Below are 26997 nucleotides of genomic sequence, written 5' to 3' on the forward strand. Positions count from 1 at the left end.
GGTCTACTCCGGCGCCTTCCCGATCAGCCCCGAGGACGCAGTGCACGCCATCGGGCAGCAGTACTTCGGGCCCGTCGTACTCATCACCGACGTCCGGTGCTACTCGGCCACGGACATCTTCGCGGCCGGCACGACCGTCCAGGGGCGTGCAGCTCATACAGGACAAGCGCATAGCACCAGGTCGAGCCTCACAGTCCGGGGGAGTCCGCACAGGACGCGCACTTCGAGCGCCTGGCCGGGGGCGAGGACGCCGAGCACGTCGCGGACCGCTTCGGCGACAACGACCCAGGTAGTCGGGTCCCAGCTTGTACCTCAACCGGTGGGGAGCCCTGCCTTGATGAAGTCGGCGAAGTCCTTCGGGGGCCACGTTCGACGCGTTCCGTCGTCGTGGAGGGCTCGCCCGCCGTATCGCCGACGCGCCGGTCGGCGAACGCCCCCGCATCGATCTGGTCGGCGCCCTGCTGTCCGCGCTCGGGCTCGGAGTGTTCGTCTACGGTGTGCTCCGCTCCGACGAATGGGGCTGGTTCAAGCCGAAGCCCGACGCGCCGTCATGGCTCGGGGTCTCGCTGGTCGTGTGGCTGATGCCGGCCGGTCTTCCACCTGCGTGACCCTGCCGTCGGTGACCAGTGCCCGGCCGTCCTCACCCTGCTTCAGCACCGTCGCGTCGACGCCGGACAGCGGCCGCCCCATCGAGCCGGGCCGGATGTCGCAGGCCGCGAAGTTCGCGATCATGATGCAGCCGGTCTCAGGTTCTGGCGGCCGTCTCTCGAACGTCCAGAGCCGGCGGATGGGCCCGATCGAGTGGATCACCGGAACGAATGAAGGCGCCATATGACTCGGATGCCGCATCGCCGACGGCGTTTCCCATGCACTGTTTATGGCAGCCTGCTCCGTTGTGTGCTTGATGTGACACGGGAACGTCCCTAAGGGGTGCGCTTGAACGCGGTGAAGCGGAGCCGGGCGACGAGGAGTGCCGCTGGAGTCTCGGTCGCAGTGCTCCTGCTGCTGACAGGGTGCGACGTGCAGGGGGTTTACCGGCCGGCTCGCCCCGCGTCCGGCGGCCCGTACACCTTCTACGTGAGCCCCGACGGCGACGACGAGAACGACGGCCTCTCGCCGGAGAAGCCCTGGAGGACCCTCGACCACGCCAACGACGTGCGCTTCCGGCCCGGCGACCGGCTCCGGCTCGAGGGCGGCGAGCGGTTCCGGGGCAGCGTCACCCTGGAGGAGGACGAGGCGGGCAGTTCGAGGGAGCCGGTCGTGATCGAGTCGTACGGCACCGGCCGCGCCACGATCGCGCCGCGCGGCTCGTCCGGCATCACCGTGCGCAACACCGCCGGCGTGCAGATCAGGAACCTCTCGCTGGTCGGCGACCGCAAGTCGTTGCGAGAGGGGGTGGGGATCGGCTTCCGCAACAGCCTCCCGGGTACCCGGCGACTCGACCACGTCAGGATCACGAACGTGGAGGCGCGAGGCTTCCAGAACGGGATCAGCGTCGGCGCGGAGAAGGACGCCGTCGCCGGCTACGGCGACGTGCGGATCAGCGACGTCTCCGTGCATCACAATCTTGAGAGCGGGCTCGTTTTCTATGGGCCCGAGTTCGAAGCCGACCGCCCGGCCTACGCGCACGCGGGGCTCCGGATCGAGCGAGTCAAGGCGTATTCCAACACCGGCGACCCGCAGAGCGACAAGCGCAACACCGGCAGCGGCATCACGCTCGGTAGCGTCCGGGACGCGAAGGTGATGCGCTCGGTGGCCCACGACAACGGCTCTACCTCCGCGGCCGTCGCCGAGGAGGGCCCCGAGGGCATCTGGGTGTACGACTCCACCCGCGTGGTGCTGGAGAACAACAGGTCGTACCGCAACCGCACGGGCTCAAGGGTCGACGGCGGTGGATTCGGCCTGGACAACAACGTGTCCTTCTCGGTCATGCAGTACAACTTCGCGTACGGCAACGACGGGCCCGGCTTCCTCGTCTACTCCGGCCAGCCGACCGGCGCCCACAAGAACAACATCGTCCGCTTCAACATGAGCTGGGACGACGCACGGAAACTGCCCGAGTACGGCGGCATCGTCGCCTACGGCACCCGCATGGCGAACTTGGACATCTACCACAACACCGTTGTGATGCGGACGGAAGGCCTGGCCTCCGCGGAGGCCGCGGGGAGCCGGCCTCCGGCGCTCAGGCTGCACGACGGCATGCAGGGCGTGCGCGTGCACAACAACATCTTCGCCACTGACGGCGGCCCCTTGATCTCCGCCCAGTCGTCGTACAGCCCCAGCACGTTTCGGCTCCAGGGCAACGTGTACTACAGCACTGGCCGTTGGTCGGTGGGGTGGGGCGCTCAGTCCTTCACGGGGCTGGACGGGTGGCGCACCGCCTCCGGCCAGGAAACACTCGACGGCGAGCCGGCCGGCTCGAGCGAGGACCCGTGCCTTCCTGGTCTGGCAGCCCCGATCACCGACGGGGCCGGCGCCCGGAACCTGGTGCCGCACTGCGGGAGCAAGGGGCTCGTCGGTCTTGGGCCGCAGGCGTTGGGCCTCGGCGTGGGTCCCGTCGACTACTTCGGCGACCGGATTCCGCAGGCGCTGACGGCCGGGGCCGCGCAGACGCGCGTTGCCGACTGACTCCAGCGCGCTGACCACCGAGTCGCAGAGGCGGCCGCCCTCCGCCTGGGGACCGCCGACGGCATCGGCGGCATCTCCGCGTACCGGGCGTGGCCCGACAGCCTCCGGAGAACCGGCTCACGGCGCGAACCGCGGCTCGGACGGAGCGAACCGCTGCGGGCGTGCAGGGTGCGGCATGGTTCGGCCTGCCCCACGGTCGAGGATCATGAGCGCGGGGCAGGCCGGTGTGTCCGCAGGCGGGCTATGGCCCGCTGGTCGGCGCAGGGGTCATGGCCGCGGCGCGGTCCGGCTCGGCTGCCTGGGACGCGATCGTGGCCCGCAGGTGCTGCCTGGCCTTGGCGTCCGACGGCCGGGCCGATGACGTGGGGCGGCCCAGTGCCTTGACGGTCCAGCCGGCGGCCCGCCACTTGTCGTGCAGAAGGGCGTTCCGCCCGTCGACGAGGACCGGCTTGCGGACCACGCGGGCCAGCTTGACCGGATCCACCTCGCAGTACTGGTCCCACTCGGTGAGGTGGAGGACGATCTCAGCACCCTCGCAAGCGGTCAGCAGGTCCGAGGTGCAGCGCAGCTCCGCGTGGGCGCGCTGTGCGTTCGCCGCGCCCTGTGGGTCGTGGACTCGGACGTCGGCGCCCTGCCGGCGCAGCGCCGTCGCGACAGCCAACGCCGGCGAGTCGCGCACGTCGTCGCTGTTCGGCTTGAACGTCGCGCCCAGGACGGTCACCCGGCGGCCGGTCAGGTCGCCGCCGGCCATCTGGCGGGCGAGCGCGACGGTCCGGGTCCGCTGGCGCTGGTTGATCTCGTCGACCTGGTCGAGGAAGTCCACCGCCTGACCGACGCCGAGCTCCTGTGCGCGGGCGGAGAACGCCCGGATGTCCTTGGGCAGGCAGCCTCCGCCGAAGCCCAGGCCGGCGTTCAGGAACCGGCGGCCGATCCGGGCGTCGTGGCCGAGGGCGTCGGCGAGGGTCACCACGTCCGCGCCCGCGGCGTCGCAGACCTCGGCCATGGCGTTGATGAAGGAGATCTTCGTGGCGAGGAAGGAGTTGGCCGCGACCTTCACCAGCTCGGCCGTGTTCGGGTCGGTGCTGATGTACGGGACTCCCGCCTCCAGCATCAGGGCGTACACCTGGCGCAGTGTCTCGTCCGCCTCCGGGCTGGTCACGCCCACGACGAGACGGTCCGGCCGCAGCGTGTCCTCGACCGCGAAGCCCTCGCGCAGGAACTCCGGGTTCCACGCCACTTCCGCCCGCACTCCGGCCGGCGCGAGCCCCGCGATGCGAGTGGCCAGCCGCTCGGTCGTGCCCACCGGGACGGTGGACTTTCCGACCACCAGACACGATGCGGGCAGGTGCGGGGCGAGCCCGTCGATGACGGCGTCCACGTACCGCAGGTCGGCCGCCTGGGAGCCGGCCTGCTGGGGGGTGCCCACGCAGATGAAGTGGACTTCGCCGTGCACCGCCGCGTCGCGCAGGCTGGTGCTGAAGCGCAGGCGCCCGGTGGCGAGCGCCTGGGTCAGAACATCTTCGAAACCCGGTTCGTAGAAAGGTGGTCGGCCTTCGGCGAGAGACGTGATCTTCTCGGCGTCGACATCGACGCCGAGGACGTCGTGTCCGATACCGGCCATGCACGCGGCGTGCACAGCTCCGAGGTATCCCGTACCGATGACGGTCAACCGCATGCGCTGTTCTCCTGTCTGGGGGGAGCTGGGGAGCGTGGCGGAACGTGTCAGTTGACGTAGCCGTACGGGTTCTGCTGCTGGAAATTCCACGCGTCGCGGCACATCGCGGCCAGGTCGCGCCGGGCGCTCCAGCCCCAGGCCCCTGCAACCTTCGCCGGATCGGCGACGAGTTCCGCGACATCGCCGGGCCGGCGCTCGATGACGCGGTGCGGGATCGGCCTCCCCGAGGCTTCCTCGAAGGCGCGCACGAGCTCAAGGACGGAAGCGCCGCGCCCGGTGCCGAGGTTGAAGACCCGCATACCGGGTTCGTCGTCGATGTGGTCGAGGGCCGCGCGGTGCCCCTCGGCGACGTCGACGACGTGGATGTAGTCGCGCACACCGGTGCCGTCGGGTGTCGGGTAGTCGTTGCCGAAGACGCAGAGCTCGGCACGGCGGCCCACGGCGATCTGGGTCAGGAACGGCATGATGTTGTTCGGCACGCCGCGCGGGTCCTCGCCGAGCAGCCCGGTGGGGTGGGCGCCCGCCGGGTTGAAGTACCGCAGCGCCAGGACCCGTAGGCCGGGGAGATGACGGCACAGGTCCGCGAGGATGCGTTCACAGGTCCACTTCGTGGTGGCGTACGGGTTCGTCGGCGCGATCGGGGACTCCTCGGTCAGCGGGACGGTCGTCGCGTCGCCGTAGACCGAGCAGGACGACGAGAACACCAGTCGGTGCACCCCGTGGTCGTGCATCGCCGAGACCAGGGCGATGGTGCCGCTGACGTTGATGTCGTAGTACGTGAGCGGGATCTGCACCGACTCGCCGACGGCCTTCTTGGCGGCGAAGTGGATCACCGCGTCGATCGGGTGGTGCGCGAAGACGGCGTCCAGGGAGCGTCGGTCACGCACGTCGGCGATGTGGGTACCGGCGATCGGGCGGCCCGCGATCTTCGCGACGCGTTCGAGGGCCTTTGGAGAGCTGTTGGAGTGGTCGTCGAGCACGACGACCTCGTGGCCGGAGCGGAGGAGTTCGACACAGGTGTGGCTGCCGATGAAACCGGCGCCGCCGGTGACCAGGACCGTCTGGGGCACGAGGAACCTCATTTCTCGATCGACCGCCGCGGCAGCCGTCACCAGGTGTAGAAGCCGGTGAAATAGACAGGGAAGACGGCGACGGCGAGCGCCAGGGGAAGCAGGGACATCACACCGGCTACGAGCGGAAGCGCAGCTGTGCGCAGCGAGCGGAAGACGGAGACACCGGTCGCGCGTGCCGTCTCCTTGACGTGCAGCCCGCCGATCGCGAGCGTCACGGCGGCGTACGAGGCGGAACCGAGGATGCAGAGGAAGACGTAGCCGACGGCCGGGCCGGTGAACTGGCCGAGCAGAGCCGAGCCCGACAGGAACGTCGTGATCAGCAGGTACGGGCAGACGGCGCGCAGCGGGAGCGGCTCCAGGCCGTCGCGCTTCTTCGGCGTGACCTTGAACGTGATCTGACGGGGGCGCAGCTTCTGCGTCACCGCGGCCAGCACGCCCCACATGACGTAGGGCCAGCGGGAGAGCCCGAAGAGCCAGACCTCCCAGCTGAAGATCGCGGCGTCCTTGGGGCGCAGCAGACCACGGCGGCGGCAGAGCAGCGTCAGCAGGATCAGCCAGACGGACATGCTCCAGAAGTGCGCCAGGAATTCGAAGTAGTTGACGTTGATCCAGGGGGCGCCGCTGATCGCGGCGATCGGCGGCAGCAGGATGCCCATGATGGTGGCCACGGCGAGGAGCGGGTAATACATCAGCGCCGCGCCGAAGCGCACCCGCAGTGTGAGGGGCATCCGGCCAAGGTGCCGCGGCAGCATGGCCAGGAGCACCACGGCCAGGCTGCGGGACCACTGGAACTCCTGGGTGATCATCGCGCCGAAGGTGAGAGGCCCCTCGCCGTGAGCCTCCGCGTCGATCGCGAACGCGCCCTGCCAGCCGGCCGAGCTGAGCAGGAAGGTGGTCGAGAAGTCCTCGGCGAGTTCCGGGCCGAGACCGCCGACGTCCCGCAGCGCCTGGGTGCGGACGGCGTAGTGCGAGCCGATGCACACGGGGGCCAGGCCGGCGGAGTGGCCCAGTTGCACGGGCCCGTGGAACATTGCCTCGCGCTGCAGTCTGCCGCGGGCCGCCCATGATTCGTCGGCGTTGGAGTCGCAGATGCTGGGGGCCGCGACGTAGCCGATGGCCGGGTCGGCGAAGGGACGGACGACCTCGGCGAGGTACCGGGGGCCCGGAACGTGGTCGCAGTCGAGCTGGGCGACCACGTCGTAGTGAGCGTAGCCCCAGTGGTCGTAGAAGAATGCGAGGTTGCCCTCCTTGCAGCGCGTGCGCCGCGGCCAGTCGGCCCGGTGGTAGTCGATACGGCCCCTCCGACAGGAGACGCCGACACCGTGGGCCCGGCACCAGTCGGCGATTTCCTCGGTGGGGTCCTCGTCGCACAGCCACACGTCGTAGGCGTGCGGGAAGTCCTGGTCGAGCATGGCCTCCAGGGTGGCGCGGGCGATGTCCCAGCCCTCGGACGGAGCGCGAGTGACCACGAACGCGGTGCGGAGCACAGGTACCGGATGGGCCGGGTCGAAGCGGCGCATACGAATCAGTGCGACGAGGAAGTGCACCGGCAGGTAGGTGAGGTACAGCAGGAGAGCGCTGTTGATGACCATGCCCGGCCAGCCGATGCGATGGGACGGCTGGAGCCACCAGACCCAGAACCAGGCCAGGCAGGCCGCCCAGCCGAGGGACAGCAGCACGACAAGGAAGCGATCGAAGCGCGAGAACGCCCGCACGAAACTGGAGGGCAGGAAGGTGAGCCGGCGCGCCGGCATCGCGAGGACGGGTCCGTTCGGGCCGATGGAGGCCACCGCACCGTTCGACAGGGCTCGGAGCTCATCGCCCAGCGCATGCCACTCCTCCGGTGATCCCGGAGCCGGGGAGGGGAGCGGTGGGTCCGTGACGGTGCCGGTCCCATGGACGGGACCTTGCTCCAACGACGTCATGGCGGCAAGTTCTCCAGGTTGGGCGACATCGGGCCGTGGTGTGTGGGGAGGAGACGGACTGTGGCGGGGCCGGGGCACCACCCGGCCGGGGCGGACGGGGCTCAGGATCTCGATGTGGACGGCTCGGGTGCGGTGGCCGCCACGCCGATGGGGACGGCCGCAGGGCCAGGGATCGTCTGCGGCGCGTCAGCCGTGGCCGTCGCTGCGGCCAACGGGACCGTCTCGCTCTGGCCGCCGCGGATCGCCGCGGCCGACGCGCCGAGCCGGTCGGGGCGGGCGCCGAAGTACGCGACGGTCCGGCGCAGGCCCTCCGTGATGTCGATCTCCGGCTCCCAGCCCAGCACCTCACAGGCTCGGGTGATCACCGGGCGGCGGCGGACCGGGTCGTCGACCGGCAGAGGGTGGAAGTTCACCTCGGAGGACGAGCCGGTCATCGCCAGCACGAGCGCGGCGAGTTCGGAGACGGTGTGTTCGACCGGGTTGCCGAGGTTGAACGGGCCCATCTCGGAGGAGTCCAGGAGGGCGACGAGACCGCGGATCAGGTCGTCCACGAAGCAGAAGCTGCGGGTCTGCTTGCCGTCGCCGTAGATGGTGAGCGGTTCACCGGTCAGAGCCTGGGTGATGAAGCTGGACACCACACGGCCGTCGTGCGGCCGCATCCGCGGGCCGTAGGTGTTGAAGATCCGTGCGATGCCGACGTTGAGGCAGTGCGTGCGGCGGTACGCGGCCGAGACCGCCTCGGCGTATCGTTTCGCCTCGTCGTAGACGCTGCGCGGACCGATGGAGTTGACGTTGCCCCAGTACGTCTCCTCCTGTGGGTGAACCAGGGGATCGCCGTAGATCTCGCTCGTCGACGCGAGGATGAAGCGGGCGTCGTGACGCAGAGCCAGGCGCAGCGCGTTCTCGGTGCCACGGCTGCCGACCGCGAGGGTCTCCAGCGGCTGTCGCAGGTAGTCGGTGGGGGAGGCGGGGGAAGCGAGGTGGGCGACGGCGTCGACGCGGCCGGCGACCTCCACGGACACGCTCACGTCGGCGTGCTGGAAGTCGAAGGCCGGGTTGGACAGGAGGTGTGCGATGTTCGCGGGGTCACCCGACGAGAAATTGTCCAGGCACACCACGGAGTCGCCGCGCCGCAAGAGCGCCTCGCACAGGTGTGACCCAAGGAAACCACCGCCACCGGTCACGGCAACGCGCATGTCTTTCTCCATGAATGAGAAGCGAAATGACCTCACGCCCCGCTCGCTCGGACAGGCGAATGGCGGATGACCGGATGAGCCGACAAACGGAGCTATCTCGAAACGCAGGATGAGACTATCGACGTATGTACTCATATTTTCGGAGGCGGATTGGTTGCTGGGCTGTTCGGCGGGTGTCGCGCGGGGGAGCGCACGGGGTCACCGCCCGGTCCGGGATTGATCGCGCTTTCCAATGGCGTAATCCGTAAGGATCACACGCAGGTGTGAGTCGGGTCGCGTATGCCTGATCGGCATCCAAGTATTCGCACGAATGTCCTGGGTGCGTAAGGTCGTGTTCCACGTACCAGGCCCGCAGGGACGTGCGCACAGCGCGGCGACGGATTGGTCGGCCGACGTCGCCCTGGGGCTCGCCGCCCGTCTCGGTGGCAGCGTCGTGGACCCAAGGGGGCACGCCTACTCGGACCCCGACGTCATCGCCCGCGCTTGGAGGCCGCCCGAACGGCTGTCCGGTGGAATGCCCGGCCGGCGGCCATGGCCGCCCTCACCTCACCTCAGGAATTGCGGCACCGCTCAGCGTGGTTCGCCCGTGCGTGGTCACCCGAACCACCCCGTGTATGCGGCCCGACCCGCGGCGAACTCCGCCAGTGTGCCGCCGCCCCAGTCGTGGTCGAAGTACGACTGGTACGCGACCTCGCCCCAGGAGAAATACTCGACCATCCGATCGACGTAGTACGGGTTGTCTCCGCCGCCCGCGAATACGTTCCCGCGGCGATACAGACCCCACTCGGAGCACACATTGCGTTTCCCCCGCGCGCGGACGAAGGCCACGTGGGCGTCGAGGCCCGATTCCTGGGACCGGATCCACGACCAGCGGTCGTCCGGGGACACCGTTGGGTCGCCCCACTTGAGGTCGTAGGCGTTCATGCCCAGCCAGTCGACGTACCCGTCACCCGGGTAATAGTCGACGAAGGCGTGCAGCCGCCGGCCCGGCTGCACCCCGAGTGAGCTCGACAGCTCGAACGTGAAGCACGACCCGGGCGTCGCGCGGAACACGTCGACGACGTGCCGGAACAGAGCGGCGTAGCCCGCCGGGTCGTCCGTCGCCTGCCACGGGCCGATGGCTCGGTTGTTCGGCTCCCAGCCGAGCCGGACGATCGCGTCGCCGTGCCCCGACTCCACCAGTGCCCGCGCCGCCCGCCCGTACGCGGCGTCGAACTCACCCGCCACCCCCCGCGCGAACGCTCCCTCGAAACCCTCGACCAGCGGCGGAACCCCGTACACGAACGCCGAGCCCGGGCGTTCGTCCCGCCAGGTGCGCCACGGATCGAGCTGATACCGGCACATCGTCACCGGATCGAACTCTGCCCAACTATTGTGCGGCAGGTAGTCGTTGCCGATCTCGACGGGCCGGCCCAGTAGATCCTCGTGCCGCACCGTCGCGGCGATGGCCTCGGCGCCGAACCCCTTGTACACACCCAACAGGGCGCAGGCGGATCCGTCGATGACACACCTCCCGGAGTGCGGAACCGGCTTCGGTCCCGGCCAGGATCCCCGAGTCCATCACGCTGCCCGGGCACCCCCGGAGCGCGTGTCGCGGCCGGCCGAAGACGGGCAGGGCTGCCTGGCAGGAGAGTGTCCTGCCAGGCAGCCGACATCACTTCTCTGGATTCAGCCGCTGAGACCTCCTGGTGGACCACCGATGGCGCACGGCACCGGGCGCACCAGGCCCCCACGGTGGGCCGGAAGCCCTTGTTCAGGCGTCGTAGGTGTGGAAACCGCGGCCGCTCTTGCGGCCGAGGTGGCCGGCGGCGACCATGCGACGCAGGAGGGCGGGGGGCGCGTACAGCGGCTCCTTGAACTCCTCGTACATCGACTCCGCCACGGCCTGGGCGGTGTCGAGGCCGATGAGGTCGAGCAGGCGCAACGGCCCCATGGGGTGGGCGCATCCGAGTTCCATGCCCCGGTCGATGTCTTCCGGCTGCGCGGAGCCCGTCTCCACCATCCGTACCGCGCTGAGAAGGTAGGGCACCAGGAGGGCGTTGACGACGAAGCCGGAGCGGTCGGGTGCCTGGATGGCCTGTTTGCCCAACTGCTCGGCCAGGTCGCGGGTGCGCCGCGCGGTGTCCGCGCTGGTGGTGAGAGCGGGAATGAGCTCGACCAACTGCTGCACGGGCACGGGGTTGAAGAAGTGCATGCCGATGACCCGCGCCGGCCGCTCGGTGACGACAGCGAGATCGACGACGGGGATCGAGGAGGTGTTGGTGGCCAGGACTGCCGTAGAGTCTTCGACCACCTTGTCCAGGGTGCGCAGGACATCGGTCTTGATGTCGCGGTTCTCGGCGACGGCCTCGATGACGAACTGACGGTCGGCCATGTCGCTGAGGTCATGGGTGAAGGAAAGCCTGGCGAGGGCCTGGTCTCGCTGCTCCTGACTGAGCTTGCCGCGCCGGACGCCTCGCTCCAGGGAAGTGGTGAGTCGGCGGCGGCCTGCCTCGGCGGCGTCCGGCGTGGACTCGGCCACACGGACGTCGATGCCGCTGCGGGCGGCGACTTCGGCGATGCCGGAGCCCATGAGGCCGCATCCGACGACGCCGAGACGGGTGACGGGATCCATCTGGGGCCCTCTCTCGTTGTTTCGTTGAGTCAGACGTTGCGGCGGTACTGGCCACCGACTTCGAAGAAGGCCTCGGTGATCTGCTGAAGTGAGCAGACGCGGGCGGCGTCCATGAGGACGGCGAAGACGTTGCGGCCGTCCACTGCCGCGTCCTTCAGGGCGGTGAGGGCGGTGTGGGCCTGGTCGCGGTGGCGGGACTGACAGGTGCGCACGCGGTGCAGCTGGGACCGCTTCTCGTCCTCGGTGGCGCGCGCCAGCTCGATGGCGCCCGGCTCGGCGGTGTCCGCGTGGGGGTTGCGGAAGGTGTTGACGCCGATGATGGGCAGAGTGCCGTCGTGCTTGCGCTGCTCGTAGAGCATCGACTCGTCCTGGATGCGGCCGCGCTGGTAGCCGGTCTCCATCGCGCCGAGCACGCCACCGCGTTCGCTGATCCGCTCGAACTCCTGGAGCACCGCCTCCTCCACCAGGTCGGTGAGCTCGTCGATGATGAACGATCCCTGCAGGGGGTTCTCGTTCATGGCCAGGCCCCACTCCCGGTTGATGATCAGCTGGATGGCCAGCGCCCTGCGGACCGAGTCCTCGGTGGGGGTGGTGACGGCCTCGTCGTAGGCGTTGGTGTGCAGGCTGTTGCAGTTGTCGTAGATCGCTATGAGGGCCTGGAGGGTGGTGCGGATGTCGTTGAAGTCCATCTCCTGGGCGTGCAGGGAGCGGCCGGAGGTCTGGACGTGGTACTTCAGCTTCTGGCTGCGTTCGTTCGCGCGGTACTTCTCCTTCAGCGCGACCGCCCAGATGCGACGGGCGACCCGGCCCAGCACCGAGTACTCGGGATCCATGCCGTTGGAGAAGAAGAACGACAGGCTCGGGGCGAAGTCGTCTATGTGCATGCCCCGGGCGAGGTACGCCTCGACGTAGGTGAAGCCGTTGGCCAGGGTGAAGGCGAGCTGGCTGATGGGGTTCGCCCCGGCTTCGGCGATGTGGTAGCCGGAGATCGACACCGAGTAGAAGTTGCGGACGCTGTTCGCGATGAACCACTCCTGGATGTCGGCCATCATCCGCAGGGAGAACTCGGTGGAGAACAGGCAGGTGTTCTGGCCCTGGTCCTCCTTGAGGATGTCGGCCTGCACCGTGCCGCGCACGTTCGCCAGCGTGTGCGCGCGCAGCTCGGCCGCCTCGTCCGGCGAGGGATCGCGGCCCTCGGTGGCGCGGAACCTGTCGGTCTGCTGGTCGATGACGGTGTTCAGGAAGAACGCCAGGACGGTCGGCGCGGGTCCGTTGATGGTCATGGAGACCGAGGTGGTCGGAGCGACGAGGTCGAAGCCGTCGTAGAGCGCCTTCATGTCGTCCAGCGTGGCCACCGACACACCGGAGGTGCCGACCTTCCCGTAGATGTCGGGACGTTCGTCCGGGTCACGGCCGTAGAGCGTCACCGAGTCGAAGGCGGTGGACAGCCGGGTGGCCGGCTGACCCTCCGAGAGCAGCTTGAAACGGCGGTTCGTGCGGAACGGATCGCCCTCGCCGGCGAACATCCGCGCGGGGTCCTCGCCGTCGCGCTTGAAGGGGAAGACACCCGCCGTGAAGGGGAAGCGGCCCGGCAGGTTCTCCCGGCGCCAGAACCGGACCAGCTCACCGTGGTCGGTGAACCTGGGCAGGGCGACGCGAGGGACCTTGTTGCCCGACAGGGACTCGCGGGTCAGCTTGGTGCGGATCTCCCTGTCCCGGACCTTCACCACCTGTTCGTCGCCGGAATAGGAGGCGATGACGGCGGGCCAGTCGTCGATCTGCTCCCTGACGTCGTGCGGGAGTCGCCTGCGGGCGTCCTCGAGCAGCGCCTGAACGTTCCCCGCGTCGGAGCCCGCCTCGACGAGCTCGCCCTCGACCGCCTCCAGACGCTGCACCCGTCGGGCTGCGTCGGCCAGCCGCTCGGTCTCCGTGTGGTACGCACGGACGGTGTCGGTGATCTCGGCGAGGTAGCGCACCCGGTCCGCGGGGACCACCTGCCCGATGCCCGAGGAGTGGCGTACGTCGACCGGTGCGAGCGCGCCCTCGCCCAGCGGCAGTCCCTTCCCGGCCAGGTCGGTGCGCAGGTGCTGGTAGAGCGCGGTGACGCCGTCGTCGTTGAAGGTCGCCGCCGAGGTGCCGTACACCGGCATGTCCTCGGGCCGCATGCCGAACGCCTCGCGGTTGCGGACCAGTTGACGGCCCACGTCGCGCAGCGCGTCCTTGGCGCCGCGCCGCTCGAACTTGTTGATCGCCACCACGTCGGCGAAGTCGAGCATGTCGATCTTCTCCAGCTGCGAGGCGGCGCCGAACTCCGGCGTCATCACATACAGCGAGGTGTCGACGAACGGCACGATCGCCGCGTCGCCCTGGCCGATGCCCGGCGTCTCGACGATCACCAGGTCGAAACCGGCGGCCTTCACGACGTCGATCACATCGGACAGGTGCTCGGGCAGCTCGCGGCTGCCGCGGGTGGCCAGGCTCCTGAAGAACACCTGGTTCCCGTCCAGGGAGTTCATGCGGATCCGGTCGCCGAGCAGCGCGCCGCCGCCCCGGCGGCGGGTCGGGTCGACCGCGATCACTGCGATCCGCAGCTTGTCCTGCTGGTCGACACGGAAACGGCGCACCAGTTCGTCGGTGAGCGACGACTTGCCCGAACCGCCGGTGCCGGTGATGCCCAGCACCGGCACCACCCGCGCCGCCGCGGCGGCACGCAACTGTTCCAGGAAGCCCGAGGGCAGTTTGCCGAGTTCGGCGCCGGTGATGGCGCGGGCGATCGCGAACCGGTCACCGGAGAGCACGGCGGCCGCATCGGTCGGCCCGCCGTCCCAGAGGTCGAAGTCGCAGTCCCGCACCACCGAGTTGACCATCCCGGCGAGGCCCATACGCTGCCCGTCCTCCGGAGAGAAGATGGTCACCCCGCTCCTGCGCAACCGGGCCATCTCGGCGGGCACGATGACGCCGCCTCCACCGCCCACCACCCGGATGTGCTCCGCTCCCTGTGAGCGCAGTGACTCGACCAGGTACTCGAAGTACTCGACGTGCCCGCCCTGGTAGGAGGAGACCGCCACGCCGTGCGCGTCCTCCTCCAGCGCCGCGTCCATGACCTCCTGTACCGAACGGTTGTGCCCGAGGTGGATCACCTCGGCGCCCTGGGACTGGAAGATGCGCCGCATGATGTTGATCGACGCGTCGTGCCCGTCGAACAGAGCTGAAGCGGTGACCAGGCGGACGGGGTGCACGGGTCGATGCAGATCGCTCATGGGGGCCTTCCCGGGCAGGGCGAGGTGCTGCTGGACGAAGAGATACTAGGAAGCCCTAGTAATTGTGAATGCTAGGACGTCCTAGTAAATTCCTGGGAGTGATCGCCGTCACAGATCGAGGACCAGGCGGGGCCCGCACGAGCGCGACACGCAGATGAGCATGGTGTCGCCGGCGGCCCGCTCGTCCTCGGTCAACAGCGAATCGCGGTGGTCGGGCGTGCCGTCGAGCACATCGGTCTCGCAGGTACCGCACGTGCCCTCCCGGCAGGAGAAGTCGACCGAGACGCCGGCCTCCTCCACGGTTTCGAGCACCGAACGGTCTGGGGGCACGGTGAGGGTGAGCCCGGAACGGGCGAGCTCCAGCTCGAAGGTCTCGGTCGGGCCGGCTTCGGCCGTCCGCGTCGGGGCGAACCGTTCGATGCCCAGTGTGCCGGGCGGCCAGCCCGCGCACTGCTCCTGCACCGCCTGCAGCAGGGGTTCGGGACCGCAGGCGTGCACCAGGGTGTCGTGGTCGGGCTCGCCGAGGTGGGCGGCGAGGTCCAGCAAGCCGTACTCGTCCTGCGGACGGATGAGCACACGCTCCCCGTGCGGGGCGAGGCGGTCCAGGAACGCCATGGAGGTGCGGGTGCGGCCGCCGTACAGCAGACGCCAGTCGGCCCCCGCGGCCTCGGCGGCCTCGACCATGGGGAGGATGGGCGTGATGCCGACGCCGCCGGCGATGAACAGATGACGTGCGGCGGGCCGCAGCGGGAAGTTGTTCCGCGGTCCGCGGACGCGCACGGTGGCGCCTTCGTGCAGGTGGTCGTGGATGTACGCGGAGCCGCCGCGGCCCTGTGGCTCGCGCAGGACGGCGATCTGCCAGGCCCCGCGTTCCGCCGGGTCTCCGCACAGAGAGTACTGACGGATCAGCTTGCCCTCCTCGCCGTCGGCGCTGTCCAGGAGTACGTCGATGTGGGCGCCCGGCGTCCAGGAGGGGAGCGGACCGCCGTCAGGGCGGCGAAGGGTGAGGGTGACGACGCCGTCGGCGGCGATGGTGCGGCTCGCCACGGCAAGGGTCGTGTCGATCGGGGGCAGTCGGTCGTTCATGGGGGTTGGCTCCGAGGGTCAGGCCGGCGTCGGTACATGCAGCAACAGCGCGTCGCCCTGGCCGCCGCCCCCGCACAGGGCTGCCGCTCCGCTGCCGCCTCCGCGCCGCCGCAGCTGCGCCGCGAGAGTCAGCACCAGCCGGGCTCCGGTCATGCCGACCGGGTGCCCGAGCGCGATCGCCCCGCCGTTGACGTTCACCTTGTCCAGGGGGATGTCCAGCTCTCGTACGGAAGCCAGGGCGATTCCTGCGAACGCCTCGTTGATCTCGAACAGATCCAGGTCGGCGGCCTTCAGCCGGCCGTCCCGGGACAGGGCGTCGCGGACCGCGCCGGCCGGCTGGACGAGCAGCGAGGGATCGGGGCCCGCGACCGTGCCGTAGGCGCCGATCTCGGCGAGCGGCGTGAGGCCCTCCCGCCGGGCGCGCTCCGCGCTCATCACGACGACGGCCGCGGCGCCGTCGGAGAGCTGTGACGAGTTGCCCGCGGTGATGGTGCCCGCACCGGCGAAGGCCGGCTTCAGGCGCCCGAGCCCCTCGGCGGTGCTTCCGGGCCGTACGCCCTCGTCGGTGTCCACCACCGTCTCGCCCCGGCGTCCGGCCACGGTGACGGGGGTGATCTCCTCGGACAACGCGCCCGACTCCTGGGCGAGGGCGGCCCTTTGGTGGGACCGAGCGCTGTACTCGTCCTGTTCCTGGCGGGTCAGGGCGAACGGCTGCTGGTAGCGCTCGGTGGCCGCGCCCATGGAGATGCCGTCGAAGGCGCAGACGAGGGCGTCGCGGTCGAGGGCGTCCTCCACCGCGGCCGGACCGTACTTCCAGCCGGTGCGGGCTCCGCGCAGCAGATGCGGGGCGCCGGACATGGACTCCATACCGCCGGCGACAACCACCTCGTGACGGCCGGAGGCGATCATGAGGTCGGCCAGGGCGATGGCGTGCAGCCCGGACAGGCAGAGCTTGTTGACGGTGCTCGCGGGGACGGAAAACGGAATGCCGGCGCGGATCGCGGCCTGCCGGGCCGGGTTGGGGCCGGCCCCGGCCTGGACGACATGGCCCATGACGACGGCCTGCACGGTCGCCGGGTCGAGGTGGGCGGCGGACAGGGCCGCGCCGATGGCGTGGGCGCCGAGGTCGACCGCGGACCGGGGGCTCAGGGCGCCCATCAGTTTGCCGATGGGCGTTCTGGTTCCGGCGACGATGACGGATCCGGGCATGACCGGGACCTCCTGGGTTATTCAGTGGGATCCGGCGGCCGCGTCGACGGCGCGCTCGGCGATCAGGTGGGCCGTCTCGTTCACCGAGTGCAGGACGATCCGTCCGCCCGGCATCCGCCGCACTCGGCTGACCGAGGTGTATCTGGGGTGGAACCAGAACATCTTGGGCAGGCCGAGCATCGTCGCGAGATACGTGTTGGTGATACCGCCGTGGCATACGGCCGCGACCCGCTCGCCGGGATGCGCGTCGAGGATGGTGTCCATGGCGCGTACGGCACGGGCGCGGAAGGCGTCCCAGTCCAGATCCGGTGCGAAGTCCTCGTACCGTCCTTCGGAGAGCGCCACCGACCGGGGGTCGTCCTGCTGTATCTGCTCGGGTGGCGTGTAGGGGTGCGAGACGTCGGTGTCCCATTCCCGCAGGTCGTCGAGGACGGTGGCGGTCATGCCGGTGAGCCGCTCCAGGGGCGCCACGGTCTCGCGGGCACGCAGGAACGGGCTGGAGTACAGGGCGTCGAGGTCCTCGTGCACGAGCCAGGCGGCGAGACGCTCGGCCTGGGCGATGCCCTCCGGCGACAGCCCAGGGTCGAACACGCCCGCCCGGGGGAGGCCGTGCCGGATGAGGAGGAGTTCGGTCATGGATGATCCTTCGTACGTGTCAGGGGGGCATGCTCAGCCGGCGATCGTCCGCTCCGAGCCCCAGTAGGGGCGGCGCATCGCGCGTTTGTCGAGCTTGCCCATCGCGTTGCGCAGGAGCTCGGGAACGAACTCGTACGACTTCGGGCACTTGTAGGCGGCGAGGCGGTCGCGGCAGAACCGGTCCAGCTCATCGGCGGGTGGCTCGTCCGCGGCAGCAGCCACGACCAGCGCCCGGAGGGACTCACCGAAGTCCGGGTCGGGCACGCCGATGACCGCGACCTCGGCGACCGCCGGGTGCTGCCGCAGTACGGCCTCGCTCTCCGCCGGATAGAGGTTGACCCCGCCGGAGACCACGACGTCCGCGGCCCGGTCGGTGATGAAGATGTAGCCGTCCGCGTCGACGAAGCCGATGTCGCCGAGCGTGAAGACGCCGGGGGAGAGATAGGCGGACCTGGTCTTGTCCGGGTCCGCGTGGTACCGGACGCCTTGGTCTTCGGGCGCCCGGAAGGCAAGCAGCCCGCGTTCGCCGGGCGGCAGTTCCCGGCCGTCGTCATCGGTGACCAGCACCTCGAACGGGGGCCGGACGCGCCCGACGGATCCCGGGTGCGCCAGCCACTCGGCGCTGCTGATGCGGGCCACGGTGCCCGCTTCGCTGGCGCCGTACGACTCGGTCAGCACCGGACCGAACCAGTCGATCATGGCTCGCTTGACGTCCGCTGGACACGCGGAGCCGGTGTGGGAGACCTGCCGAAGGCTGGAGACGTCGTACCGGGCGCGGACCTCGCCCGGAAGGGCGAGGAGCCGTTGGAAGTGGGTGGGCACCATCACCGTCGAGGAGACCTGCCACTTCTGCACACTGTAGAGAAACATCTCCGTGTCGAATCTGCCGAGCACGACCACGGGCTGACCGGCCGCCAGGTGCCGCAGCGAGGTCAGCGGCGCGTTGTGCTGCAGCGGGCCGCACACCAGGTGCGGTCCCGGAGGGAAGCCGGGCCGGGCGGACATCGCGGCGAGGTAGGCGGAGGCGTCGGAGACCGGGCCGCTCACCCAGCGCACCTCGGTGCCGCGCGCCCGGCCGGTGGTGCCTGAGGTGTAGACGAGCGGAGGCCGGGCGGGGCGGTCCGTGGGGAGGGCGCGTCCAGCGGGTGCGGCCGCCAGCCACAGGTCCCAGTCGAAGGCGTGCCCGATCGCCGCGGTTCCGTGCATCACCAGCGGCAGGCCCAGTTCCCGGGCCGTGTCGAGGGCGGCGCCCGCGCCGACGGGTCCGGTGATGATGCCGGTCACGCCCGCGTCGGTGATCTGGTCGACGAGTTCCCCCGATGTGAGGTTCCGGGACGTGGCCACGGTCCCGACCCCGGCCCGCAGACCGGCCAGATGGGCCACCAGCGTAGGGACCGCGTTGTCGCCGAGGACGGCGACCCGGTCATGGGGGCCGGGCGCGAACTCCAGCAGCCGAGCCGCCGCCCGCGTGACCTGGTCGACGAGTCCGGACCAGGACAGCACGTTCAGGTCGTCCGCCAGGGCGGGGTCGTCGGGTGTCTCCTGGGCGCGACGGTCGAGTGGCAGCAGCGACATGGCTCCTCCGGCGGCTCCTCGGTCCTCTCCCGATTCGAGGGGAGGGCGGATATCCAGACTGTAGCGTTTATCAAGAAAGTGCGGAACACTCTGATCCCAGACGGAGCCGTTCCCGCATGCTCCACGGTGAGTGAGGCCTACGCCCCACCCTTTCTTACTGAACCTGTTGTCTGGTAACTGCCCGAGGAGGAGCCATGTCCCAGCCCGATCCGGACGCATGGCGCACACAGGTCCGGCAGTGGCTGGCCACCGTGCTCGAACCGGCGCCGCCGCCGGAGTCCGCCGGATCGGCCGCCGACCTCGCTGTGTTCCACAACCTCCCGGAGGACGAGGAACGCCTGCTGCTGGAGCGCTGCCGCGTCTACCAGCGGGCCCGCTTCGACGCCGGGTACCAGGCGCTGACCCTCCCCGCGGACAAGGGCGGCGCGGGCCTGACCGCCGCCCACGCGGCAGCCTTCGCCCAGGAGGAGTCCGCCTTCGAGGTGCCGCCGTCCACCGAGCTGATCAGCGTCACCGTGCGCCTGGTCGCGATGGCCGTCTCCTTGTTCGGCACGGCCGAGCAACGCGACCGCTACGCACGCCCGTTCCTGCGCACCGACCTGCTGGCCTGCCAGCTCTTCAGCGAGCCCGCCGCCGGATCCGACCTCGCCGCCCTGCGCACCCGAGCTCGGGAAGAGGGCGACGACTGGGTGATCGACGGCCAGAAGGTGTGGACCTCGGGCGCCCAGTTCGCCGACTACGGTCTGCTGCTCGCCCGCACCGACCCCGACGTCGTCAAACAGGCCGGCATCACCGCCTTCCTGGTCCCGATGGACGCGCCCGGCGTGGAGGTGCGGCCCATCCGCCAGATGAGCGGCGGCGCCTCCTTCAACGAGGTCTTCCTGAGCGGCGTACGCGTCCCGGACCGGCTCCGGATCGGGCGACCGGGCCAGGGCTGGGAGGTCGCCACCACCACCCTCGCCTTCGAGCGCACCGCCTCCGGCGGCGGCAACCGCCGCAAGGGCGGCACCTTCCCGGACGTACTCGCGCTGGCCCGCTCCCTCGGCTGCACCGGCGACCCGCTGGTCCGTCAGCGCCTCGCCGACCTGTACATACGTGCCGCCCTGCGAGCGGCCACCGTCGACCGTGTCGCCAGGACGAGCGCCGCCGGCGGCAGGCCGGGCCCGGAGGCGTCGTTGACCAAACTCATGGCCTCCGACCTGCTCACCCGCACGGGACAGGTCGCCGCCGAGTTGATGGGAGCGCGGATCAGCGCCGACACCGGCGAACCCGGCACCTTCGCCTGGACGCAACACCTCCTCGGTGCCCCCGGCTACCGGCTGGCCGGAGGCACCGATCAGATCCAGCGCAACCTGATCGGCGAGCGCGTGCTGAAGCTGCCGACGGAGCCGCGGGCGGACCGGGCGCCGTTCTCGCAGCTGCCCGGCAACTGAGGGGAAGCCCGGAAGTTGGGCAACCGGGACCGTTTCGGCAATCACAGAGGCACAAATTCGGCAATGGCCGAAGGCACAAAGGAGTGACATCGATGGATCTGGGACTGACGGGCGCGAAGGCGCTGGTGACCGGGGCGAGCCGGGGCATCGGCCGGGCGATCGCCGCCACCTTGGCGGCAGAGGGCTGCGCGCTGGCCCTGTGCGCCCGGGGCGATGAGGGGCTGGCCAAGGCAGCCGCCGAACTGCGGGCCGAGGGAGCCACCGTGTTCGCGGAACCGGTCGACGTCACCGACCCGGCCGCCCTCGCGGGCTTCGTGGAGCGGTCGGCCGGTGAACTCGGCGGCCTGGACCTGCTGGTGTCCAACGTGTCGGCGGGAAACGTGAAGGGCCCCGAGTCGTGGGAGGCCAGCCTGCGCGGCGACCTGATCCCGTTCGCGGGACTCGTCGAGGCGGCCCTGCCGCACCTGGAGACCTCCGACCGGGCCGCGGTCGTGGCCATCGGCACCACCAACGCCTCCGACACCGCGCGTCCGGCCGGAGCGAACTCCTACTCCGCGCTCAAGGCGGCCGTCGTCCAGCACGCCTCGGCCCTCGCGCACGCCCTCGCACCGAAGGGCATCCGCGTCAACACCGTCTCGCCCGGCCCGATCGACTTCCCCGGCGGCGCCTGGGAGAACATCCGCACCAGCCGCCCCGAGGTGTACGAGGAGGTACTCGCCAAGCTGCCGATCGGCCGCTACGGCACCGCCGAGGACGTGGCCGCGGCGGTGGCGTTCCTGCTCGGGCGGACCGGCTCCTTCTGCGTCGGGGTCAACCTCGTGGTGGACGGCGGGCTGCTCACCCGCGTCCAGTACTGAGCCGTGGCGGGCCCGGCCGGCCGCCTGGACGCCGTACTGGTCTGCGGCGGCCGCTGGCACGACTTCGACCACGCGCGGCTGCGGCTGCTGGAACTGCTCGGTGAGCATCCGCGCGTAACCACCACGGTGTACCAGGACTACGACTGCGAGGCCGCCCTTGCCAAGGCGGACCTGCTGGTCACCTACACCTGCGACGTCCGGCCCCGCCCGGCGCAGCGGGCCGCACTGGCGAGGTTCGTCGAGCGGGGCGGGCGCTGGCTCGCCCTGCACGGCACCAACGCGGTGATCGAGCCGTCGACGAACGGCGGGACGCGGGTGTTCACGACGCCGCGGCTCCTCGGCGAACTGGCTCAGGTGCTCGGCAGCCAGTTCCTGGCCCATCCGCCGATCGCGCCGTACGAGGTGAAGTCGACCAGGCCCGACCATCCGCTGGTCGCCGGGATCAAGCCGTTCACGGTCACCGACGAGCTGTACGTGTGCGAGCTGCACGGGGAGCTGGAGGTGCTGTTGCACGCCGAGTACACCGGACCGTGCCGGGGTTTCGCCGAGGGCGACACGGCGGCCCTCGACGGCGCACCCCGACCGGTGCTGTACCTCAAGCGGCACGGCCTCGGCGAGGTCTGCTACTTCACCCTCGGCCACTGCCGGGGCCGTTACGACATCCAGGACCTGGGCGTGGACGACACCGGGCGCGTGGACGTGGGGCCGTGGCGGACACCGGAGTTCCTGACGGTGCTCCGGCGCTGCGTGGAGCGGGTGGTGGGTACGCCGCAGAGAGCCGGCGCCTGAACGAGTCGGGCGCCGGCTCTGAGCGAAGGGTGGCTCAGGCCTGCGGGAGTACCACCGCGCGGCCGTCGATCTCCCCGGCGTGCAGACGCTCGTACGCCTCTGGCGCCTGCTCCAGGGTGAAGGTCTCGACGTGGGCGGACACGACGCCCCGCCGCGCGAGTTCGAGGACGTCCATGAGCTCTGTGCGGCTGCCCCAGTAGGGGAAGGAGGCCGATACCTCGAACGGCAGCCCGCCCCCGAAGCCGACGGCCAGTGTCCCCCCGCCGAGGCCGACGACGGTGACATCGCCCTCCACCGCCACCGACGCGGCGGCGACCGCCGGCGTCGCCTCGGCTCCGACGAAGTCCAGGACGACCTCCGCTCCCGTACCGTCGGTGAGTTCGCGGATGCGTGCCGCCGCCTCACCGTCGGAGAGGAGCGTCGCGTGGGCGCCGACCTCGGCTGCCAGCTTCAGCTTCTCCTCGCTCACGTCGAGGGCGACCACCCGGGCCGGGGTCAGCGCGCGCAACAACTGCACGGCGAGATGCCCCAGACCGCCGACGCCGATCACCACCGCCGTGCTGCCGGGCAGCAGCTTCGGCAGTGATCTGCGGATCGCGTGATACGGGGTCAGCCCGGCGTCGGTGAGGGGCGCGGCCTGGACCGGGTCGACTCCGTTCAGCGGAACCAGGTGGCGGGGCGAGTCCACCAGCATGTATTCCGCCAGGGCACCGGGTGAGCCGAGTCCCGGCGGCATGATGCCGAGCCCGGCGGCGTGCGGACAGCAGTTCTCCTTGCCCTCGGCGCACTTGTGGCAGCGCCCGCAGCCCCACGGGCCGTACACCGCCACCGCCTCGCCTTCCACCACGCCGGTGACTCCGGCGCCCACCGCCGTCACCGTCCCGACGCCCTCGTGACCGAGTGTCATCGGCAGTGCGTAGGGGAACTGCTCCTCGGGCCAGCCCATCACCGCCAGATCGGAGTGGCACAGCCCCGCCGCCGTCACCTTCAGCAGTACCTGGCCCGGGCCGGGTTCGGGCACCGGCACCTCCACGACCTCGGGGGCGTGCCCCACCCGTCGGTACTGAACAGCCTTCATCGTCAGACCTCCTTTCTGGTGGTTTCCTTCGGACGGGTCCCCGTCCGGCGGCGCGGAACGGCGGGCAGGGCGATCCGGCCACCCGTGAGGACCAGTGCCACGATGAGGACCGAGCCGGTGAACAGGCTCGCGGCCCACTGCGCGCTGGTGGCGAGCCCGAGTCCGGTGATGCCGGTGCCGAGCAGGAGGACGGCGAGGACAGTCCCCCAGGCGTTGAAGCGGCCCGCGCGCAACTGGGTCGCTCCGACGAAGGCGGCGGCGTAGGCCGACAGCAGATACGGGGTGCCCGCGGTCGGCGATCCGGATCCCACCGAGGACGCGAAGACCACGCCGGCGAAACCGGAGAGCAGCGCCGAGGCCACCAGGGTCGCAAAGCGCAGCCGGTCCGTGCATATCCCTTGCAGCCGGGCCGCTTCGGCGTTGAAGCCGGTCGCGTACAGCCGGCGCCCTGTGGCGGTGTGCTCCAGCAGGAACCAGATGGCGAGGGCGGCCAGCAGCAGATACAGCACCGGCAGGGTGATGCCGCCCGCGTCCAGCTGGGCGATGTCCGCGAACGGCTTGGCGAGCAGTTGCACACCGGTGATCGAGCTGTCGTTGGTGACCATGGTGATCAGGGACTGGATCAGCGCCCCGGTGGCCAGGGTGGCGATGAACGAGTCGACGCGCAGGACCACCACCACGATTCCGTTGACGACTCCGACCAGCAGCGCGGCGGTCATCGCCAGGGCGATGGCCGTGCCGGGCCCGAGTCCGGCGGAGACCATGAAGTACGCGGTCAGCACGCTGGTGAGTGACATGGTGTAGGCGATGGACAGGTCGAAGACCCGTGCGGCCAGCGGCGGTACGACGCTGAGGGCCACCAGGCCCGCCACGGCGTTGCCGTTCAGTACCTGCTTGACCGTGATGGTGGTCGGGAACGTGTCCGGCGCCCAGACAGAGAAGAGCACGACGATGACCAGCCACACGTACGCGGCGCCGATGTTCCGGAACGACAGGGCCGCCGCCGTCCGCCGGAGCGGTGTCATCGGTGCGGACACCGCGGACCTCTCGGGTGCGGACGGTGGGAGCTTCGCCGCCCGGGTCGGGGTGGACGTCATGTCGGTCGGTTCCTTCCAGGGCTCATGTCACTCGGTTCCTTCCATGGCGTGCACGAGCGCGGCCTCGGTGATGTCCGGGCCGCTGACTGCCCGCGCGATCCGGCCGCCCCGCACCACCAGGACGCGGGTGCACAGCGCGAGCAGATCCTGGGTGTCGGAGGAGGACACGATGACGCCCATGCCCTCCCCGGACTGACGCTCTATCAGGTCGTAGAGCTGCAGGCGGGTGGCGATGTCAACGCCCGCCGTGGGCTCGCACAGCGCCAGCACCGGCGGGCGCTGGGCCAGACAGCGGGCCATGACGACCTTCTGCTGGTTGCCGCCGCTCAGCGTGGTGATCCGCGCTCCGCGTCCTGCTGTTCGGACGCCGACCCGCCGGATCCAGTCCTCCGCCAGGGCGGACTCGCGGCGCCTGCGCAGCCGCCCGGAACGGGCGCGCAGGCGGTCCAGCAGGGGCAGGGTGAGGTTCTCAGCGACCGAGAAGTCGCCGATCACCCCCTCGCCCGCCCGGTCCGCCGGGACCAGAGGAAGACCCAGGCCGTCGGCGTCACGCGCCTCGGTCCACCGCTCGGAGTGTTCCGGCAGTCGCAGCCTGCCGCTCACCGGCCCGGTATGGGCGCCGCACACCGCGTACGGCACGATCTCGTGGCCGGAGCCGACCAGACCGGTGATGCCCAGGCGCTCGCCTCTGGCCAGGTCGAAGTCGACGCCCCGCAGTGGACCGGCCCACAGGTCGCGGACCTCCAGCACGGGGTCGGCACGAGCGGAAGGGGGCGCGGGACGGTGGTCGGTCTCGATCTCCTCGCCCGCCATGAGTTCCGCCAGTGAACGCGGGGTGAGGTCGGCGACCGGGCGCGTGTCGATCCGGCGTCCGCCGCGGATCACGGTGACCCGGTCGGCGAGCGCGAAGATCTCGTCCATCCGGTGCGAGACGTACAGGACGGAGGCGCCGGCGTCGCGGATCTCCCGCACGATGTCGAAGAGGCGGGCCACCTCGCCGGGCGGCAGTACGGCGGTGGGCTCGTCGAGCACCAGGACACCGCGGCGGCCCTCCCAGCCCTGCAGGGCGGCGGCGATCGCCACCACCGTGCGTTGAACCGGGGTCGCCGTGGCCAGGGGCCGGCGCACGTCGATGCCCAGGCCGAAGCGTTCGACGAGGGCGGTCGTGCGCCGCTCCATCTCCGGCCAGCGGATGTTGCCGAAGGCCGTGCGCGCGAAACCGTGGCTGAGCGCCAGGTTGTCGATGGCGCTCAGCTCGCCCACCAGCCCCAGCTCCTGGTGGACGAAGCGGAGCCGGTCGTGCCGGGCAGCGGCGACATGGCCGAGGTCGAAGGGCTCGCCGTCGAGTTCGGCCACCGCGCCCGGCTCCGCGTGGTGGTAGCCGGCGAGGATCTTGATCAGGGTGGACTTGCCGGAGCCGTTGGGCCCGATCAGGGCGTGGATCTCGCCGGGCGCGACCTCGAGATCGACGTCCTCGAGTGCCTGGGTGCCGCCGAACCTCTTCGACAAGGCGGCCACCCGTAGCACCGGCCCGGTCAACTCAGCCCCCACAGCGCCTTGAACTGCTTCTGATAGTCCTCGACGATCGGGAAGTCGCCGTCGGCCGAGGGCAGGTTGTCCTTGGTGACGAGCATGTTGGGCAGCACGGCCTTCTGGTCCACGTCCACGGACTGGCCGGTGAAGTGCCGGGCCAGCGCGTCGACCTGGAGCCAGGCCGTCTCGTGGGAGTTCAGCGCCATGGCGCCGTCGGTGAGGCCGTTCTGGATGTACTGGTAGTTCTGCGCGTCACCGACGTTGACGACGATGCGCTTGCCGGTGATGCCGGCGGTCTTCAGCGCGGGCGGCACGCCCACGTTGAGCAGGCCCAGGGAGAAGACGACATCGGTCACCTTCGGGTGCGACCGGAGGTACGACACCACGCGGTCCGGCATGTCCTTGCCCACCGCGGTGATCGGCACGTCCACCTGGTCCAGCGCGCAACTGTCGCACCACTCCTCGTACTTGGCGGCGAAGGAGTCCTTGACGGGCTTCAGGATCGTGTAGGCGGGCAGGTCGAAGTAGACGGTGTTCGCCTTGGCGCTGCTGTTCGACACCACCCATGAAGCGAGCATCTCGCCCTGGACGCCGACGTCGTCCGGTCCGTTCTTCAGCAGGGAGACGCCTTTGCCCGCCACGTCGTCGGCGTTGGACTGGATGACGGGGATGCCGTCTGCCTTCAGCTGTGCCAGCTGCTTCGCGTAGACGGCGCGCGGGAAACCGGAGGCGACGACGGCGTCCGGCTTGTCGCGCACGGCCTGCTCGTAGGCGGCCTGGACGGACTCCGGGGTGCCCTGGGTGGCGATCTGCTTCACCTGCCAGCCCAGTTCCCCGGCGGCTTCGGTGAAGAAGTCGGCGAGGTCCTTGCAGGACTGGACGCCGCAGAGGATGAAGTCGATCTTCTTGCCCTTGGGGATCGCCTTGCCGACGGGCCGGGTCACGGAGATCGTTGCCGGGCGCTCGGAGTACTTCGCCAGGGCTGCGCGGGCCGCCGTCAGGCCGGGGGAGCCGGGCGCCGCCGCCCTCGTCGGGTCAGCGGCCTCGGTGGTGCCTGTGCCGCACGCCGCGAGGGCGAGCAGGGAGGTGACGGGGACGATCGCGGTGAGGGCGCGGCGGACCGCGCGACGGGGTCTGGAACTCATCGTTGAGCACTCCCGTGCATTCAGACGGACCGGTGCCACCCGGGTCGGGACGGCACACAGGGAAATCGAGAGGGATGCATCCACCGCCGTCGTGGGGTACGGCACCCAGAAACTTATGAGGCACTACAGCCTCAAGTGGGTCGGAGTGTGACACGCCCCAGCAGGCTTGGGGAGAGGGGCGCCGTAAG

The 26997-nt window shown here is 70.4% G+C and carries 20 protein-coding genes and 1 pseudogene; 6 read left to right on the plus strand and 15 right to left on the minus strand.

Going from position 1 to position 26997, the window contains the following annotated elements:
• Positions 1 to 395 precede the first annotated feature (395 nt).
• From ACZ7EG_RS27015 to ACZ7EG_RS27025, 3 genes and pseudogenes are all read left to right on the plus strand, one after another.
• A pseudogene (locus ACZ7EG_RS27015) lies at positions 396 to 596 on the plus strand (MFS transporter); the annotation flags it as partial.
• 23 nt (positions 597 to 619) lie between these two features.
• Positions 620 to 835 carry a hypothetical protein gene (locus ACZ7EG_RS27020; protein ID WP_471084040.1) on the plus strand — a complete coding sequence of 72 codons (216 nt, stop codon included), beginning with the start codon at positions 620 to 622 and terminating at the stop codon, positions 833 to 835.
• 242 nt (positions 836 to 1077) lie between these two features.
• Positions 1078 to 2628, plus strand: coding sequence for a right-handed parallel beta-helix repeat-containing protein (locus tag ACZ7EG_RS27025; protein ID WP_471084043.1), 1551 nt, complete (start codon positions 1078 to 1080; stop codon positions 2626 to 2628).
• Between the two features lie 241 nt (positions 2629 to 2869).
• On the opposite strand, the gene ACZ7EG_RS27030 is transcribed toward ACZ7EG_RS27025, so the two are convergent.
• The 11 genes from ACZ7EG_RS27030 to ACZ7EG_RS27080 form a co-directional block, all read right to left on the minus strand.
• Positions 2870 to 4303 carry a UDP-glucose dehydrogenase family protein gene (locus ACZ7EG_RS27030; protein WP_471084046.1) on the minus strand — a complete coding sequence of 478 codons (1434 nt, stop codon included), beginning with the start codon at positions 4301 to 4303 and terminating at the stop codon, positions 2870 to 2872.
• A gap of 47 nt (positions 4304 to 4350) precedes the next feature.
• Positions 4351 to 5373 carry a UDP-glucose 4-epimerase GalE gene (galE, locus tag ACZ7EG_RS27035; protein ID WP_471084057.1) on the minus strand — a complete coding sequence of 341 codons (1023 nt, stop codon included), beginning with the start codon at positions 5371 to 5373 and terminating at the stop codon, positions 4351 to 4353.
• Between the two features lie 38 nt (positions 5374 to 5411).
• On the minus strand, positions 5412 to 7301 hold the full coding sequence (locus ACZ7EG_RS27040; RefSeq protein ID WP_471084059.1) for a glycosyltransferase family 2 protein: 1890 nt from the start codon (positions 7299 to 7301) through the stop codon (positions 5412 to 5414).
• Between the two features lie 101 nt (positions 7302 to 7402).
• The gene (locus ACZ7EG_RS27045; RefSeq protein WP_471084061.1) at positions 7403 to 8497 is read right to left on the minus strand and encodes a UDP-glucuronic acid decarboxylase family protein; all 1095 of its coding nucleotides are present in this window, start codon (positions 8495 to 8497) and stop codon (positions 7403 to 7405) included.
• 594 nt (positions 8498 to 9091) lie between these two features.
• Positions 9092 to 9976 (minus strand): glycoside hydrolase family 26 protein, encoded by an 885-nt coding sequence (locus tag ACZ7EG_RS27050; RefSeq protein WP_471084063.1) that lies wholly within the window; start codon positions 9974 to 9976, stop codon positions 9092 to 9094.
• Positions 9977 to 10250: 274 nt separating this feature from the next.
• Positions 10251 to 11111, minus strand: coding sequence for a 3-hydroxybutyryl-CoA dehydrogenase (locus ACZ7EG_RS27055; RefSeq protein WP_471084065.1), 861 nt, complete (start codon positions 11109 to 11111; stop codon positions 10251 to 10253).
• Between the two features lie 29 nt (positions 11112 to 11140).
• Positions 11141 to 14371 (minus strand): fused isobutyryl-CoA mutase/GTPase IcmF, encoded by a 3231-nt coding sequence (gene icmF, locus ACZ7EG_RS27060; RefSeq protein ID WP_471084067.1) that lies wholly within the window; start codon positions 14369 to 14371, stop codon positions 11141 to 11143.
• 108 nt (positions 14372 to 14479) lie between these two features.
• Entirely contained in the window at positions 14480 to 15457 is a 978-nt protein-coding gene (locus ACZ7EG_RS27065) for a PDR/VanB family oxidoreductase (protein ID WP_471084069.1), read from the minus strand.
• Between the two features lie 18 nt (positions 15458 to 15475).
• On the minus strand, positions 15476 to 16666 hold the full coding sequence (locus ACZ7EG_RS27070; RefSeq protein ID WP_471084070.1) for an acetyl-CoA C-acyltransferase: 1191 nt from the start codon (positions 16664 to 16666) through the stop codon (positions 15476 to 15478).
• 21 nt (positions 16667 to 16687) lie between these two features.
• Entirely contained in the window at positions 16688 to 17302 is a 615-nt protein-coding gene (locus ACZ7EG_RS27075) for a histidine phosphatase family protein (protein ID WP_471084072.1), read from the minus strand.
• A 33-nt stretch (positions 17303 to 17335) separates the two neighbouring features.
• Positions 17336 to 18877: an AMP-binding protein gene (locus ACZ7EG_RS27080; protein ID WP_471084074.1), complete on the minus strand. Its 1542-nt coding sequence runs from the start codon at positions 18875 to 18877 to the stop codon at positions 17336 to 17338.
• 194 nt (positions 18878 to 19071) lie between these two features.
• Here ACZ7EG_RS27080 and ACZ7EG_RS27085 point away from each other — a divergent pair, with 194 nt between their 5' ends.
• The 3 genes from ACZ7EG_RS27085 to ACZ7EG_RS27095 all read left to right on the plus strand — a co-directional run bounded on the left by ACZ7EG_RS27085 (position 19072) and on the right by ACZ7EG_RS27095 (position 21956).
• The gene (locus tag ACZ7EG_RS27085; RefSeq protein ID WP_471084076.1) at positions 19072 to 20310 is read left to right on the plus strand and encodes an acyl-CoA dehydrogenase family protein; all 1239 of its coding nucleotides are present in this window, start codon (positions 19072 to 19074) and stop codon (positions 20308 to 20310) included.
• A gap of 92 nt (positions 20311 to 20402) precedes the next feature.
• Positions 20403 to 21167: an SDR family NAD(P)-dependent oxidoreductase gene (locus ACZ7EG_RS27090; protein ID WP_471084078.1), complete on the plus strand. Its 765-nt coding sequence runs from the start codon at positions 20403 to 20405 to the stop codon at positions 21165 to 21167.
• A gap of 3 nt (positions 21168 to 21170) precedes the next feature.
• Complete coding sequence (locus ACZ7EG_RS27095; protein ID WP_471084080.1) at positions 21171 to 21956, plus strand: ThuA domain-containing protein; 786 nt, start codon at positions 21171 to 21173, stop codon at positions 21954 to 21956.
• A 34-nt stretch (positions 21957 to 21990) separates the two neighbouring features.
• Here the strand turns inward: ACZ7EG_RS27095 and ACZ7EG_RS27100 are convergent, their stop codons facing one another.
• From ACZ7EG_RS27100 to ACZ7EG_RS27115, 4 genes are read right to left on the minus strand one after another with little or no spacing between them, the layout of a single operon-like run.
• Positions 21991 to 23034 carry an NAD(P)-dependent alcohol dehydrogenase gene (locus ACZ7EG_RS27100; protein ID WP_471084083.1) on the minus strand — a complete coding sequence of 348 codons (1044 nt, stop codon included), beginning with the start codon at positions 23032 to 23034 and terminating at the stop codon, positions 21991 to 21993.
• Between the two features lie 2 nt (positions 23035 to 23036).
• Positions 23037 to 24131: an ABC transporter permease gene (locus tag ACZ7EG_RS27105; RefSeq protein WP_471084085.1), complete on the minus strand. Its 1095-nt coding sequence runs from the start codon at positions 24129 to 24131 to the stop codon at positions 23037 to 23039.
• A 27-nt stretch (positions 24132 to 24158) separates the two neighbouring features.
• Positions 24159 to 25640, minus strand: coding sequence for a sugar ABC transporter ATP-binding protein (locus tag ACZ7EG_RS27110; RefSeq protein ID WP_471084088.1), 1482 nt, complete (start codon positions 25638 to 25640; stop codon positions 24159 to 24161).
• A gap of 26 nt (positions 25641 to 25666) precedes the next feature.
• Complete coding sequence (locus tag ACZ7EG_RS27115; RefSeq protein ID WP_471084091.1) at positions 25667 to 26809, minus strand: sugar ABC transporter substrate-binding protein; 1143 nt, start codon at positions 26807 to 26809, stop codon at positions 25667 to 25669.
• Positions 26810 to 26997: the final 188 nt, after the last annotated feature.

The organism is Streptomyces sp. NPDC037100 (assembly GCF_055606225.1).

Excerpts from the sequence above, each read along its gene's own strand:
- ACZ7EG_RS27030 (WP_471084046.1), bottom strand. The coding sequence starts at position 4,303 with ATGCGGTTGACCGTCATCGGTACGGGATACCTCGGAGCTGTGCACGCC.
- ACZ7EG_RS27040 (WP_471084059.1), bottom strand. The coding sequence starts at position 7,301 with ATGACGTCGTTGGAGCAAGGTCCCGTCCATGGGACCGGCACCGTCACG.
- ACZ7EG_RS27045 (WP_471084061.1), bottom strand. The coding sequence starts at position 8,497 with ATGCGCGTTGCCGTGACCGGTGGCGGTGGTTTCCTTGGGTCACACCTG.
- ACZ7EG_RS27055 (WP_471084065.1), bottom strand. The coding sequence starts at position 11,111 with ATGGATCCCGTCACCCGTCTCGGCGTCGTCGGATGCGGCCTCATGGGC.
- icmF (WP_471084067.1), bottom strand. The coding sequence starts at position 14,371 with ATGAGCGATCTGCATCGACCCGTGCACCCCGTCCGCCTGGTCACCGCT.
- ACZ7EG_RS27065 (WP_471084069.1), bottom strand. The coding sequence starts at position 15,457 with ATGAACGACCGACTGCCCCCGATCGACACGACCCTTGCCGTGGCGAGC.
- ACZ7EG_RS27070 (WP_471084070.1), bottom strand. The coding sequence starts at position 16,666 with ATGCCCGGATCCGTCATCGTCGCCGGAACCAGAACGCCCATCGGCAAA.
- ACZ7EG_RS27075 (WP_471084072.1), bottom strand. The coding sequence starts at position 17,302 with ATGACCGAACTCCTCCTCATCCGGCACGGCCTCCCCCGGGCGGGCGTG.
- ACZ7EG_RS27080 (WP_471084074.1), bottom strand. The coding sequence starts at position 18,877 with ATGTCGCTGCTGCCACTCGACCGTCGCGCCCAGGAGACACCCGACGAC.
- ACZ7EG_RS27085 (WP_471084076.1), top strand. The coding sequence starts at position 19,072 with ATGTCCCAGCCCGATCCGGACGCATGGCGCACACAGGTCCGGCAGTGG.
- ACZ7EG_RS27090 (WP_471084078.1), top strand. The coding sequence starts at position 20,403 with ATGGATCTGGGACTGACGGGCGCGAAGGCGCTGGTGACCGGGGCGAGC.
- ACZ7EG_RS27100 (WP_471084083.1), bottom strand. The coding sequence starts at position 23,034 with ATGAAGGCTGTTCAGTACCGACGGGTGGGGCACGCCCCCGAGGTCGTG.
- ACZ7EG_RS27105 (WP_471084085.1), bottom strand. The coding sequence starts at position 24,131 with ATGACGTCCACCCCGACCCGGGCGGCGAAGCTCCCACCGTCCGCACCC.
- ACZ7EG_RS27115 (WP_471084091.1), bottom strand. The coding sequence starts at position 26,809 with ATGAGTTCCAGACCCCGTCGCGCGGTCCGCCGCGCCCTCACCGCGATC.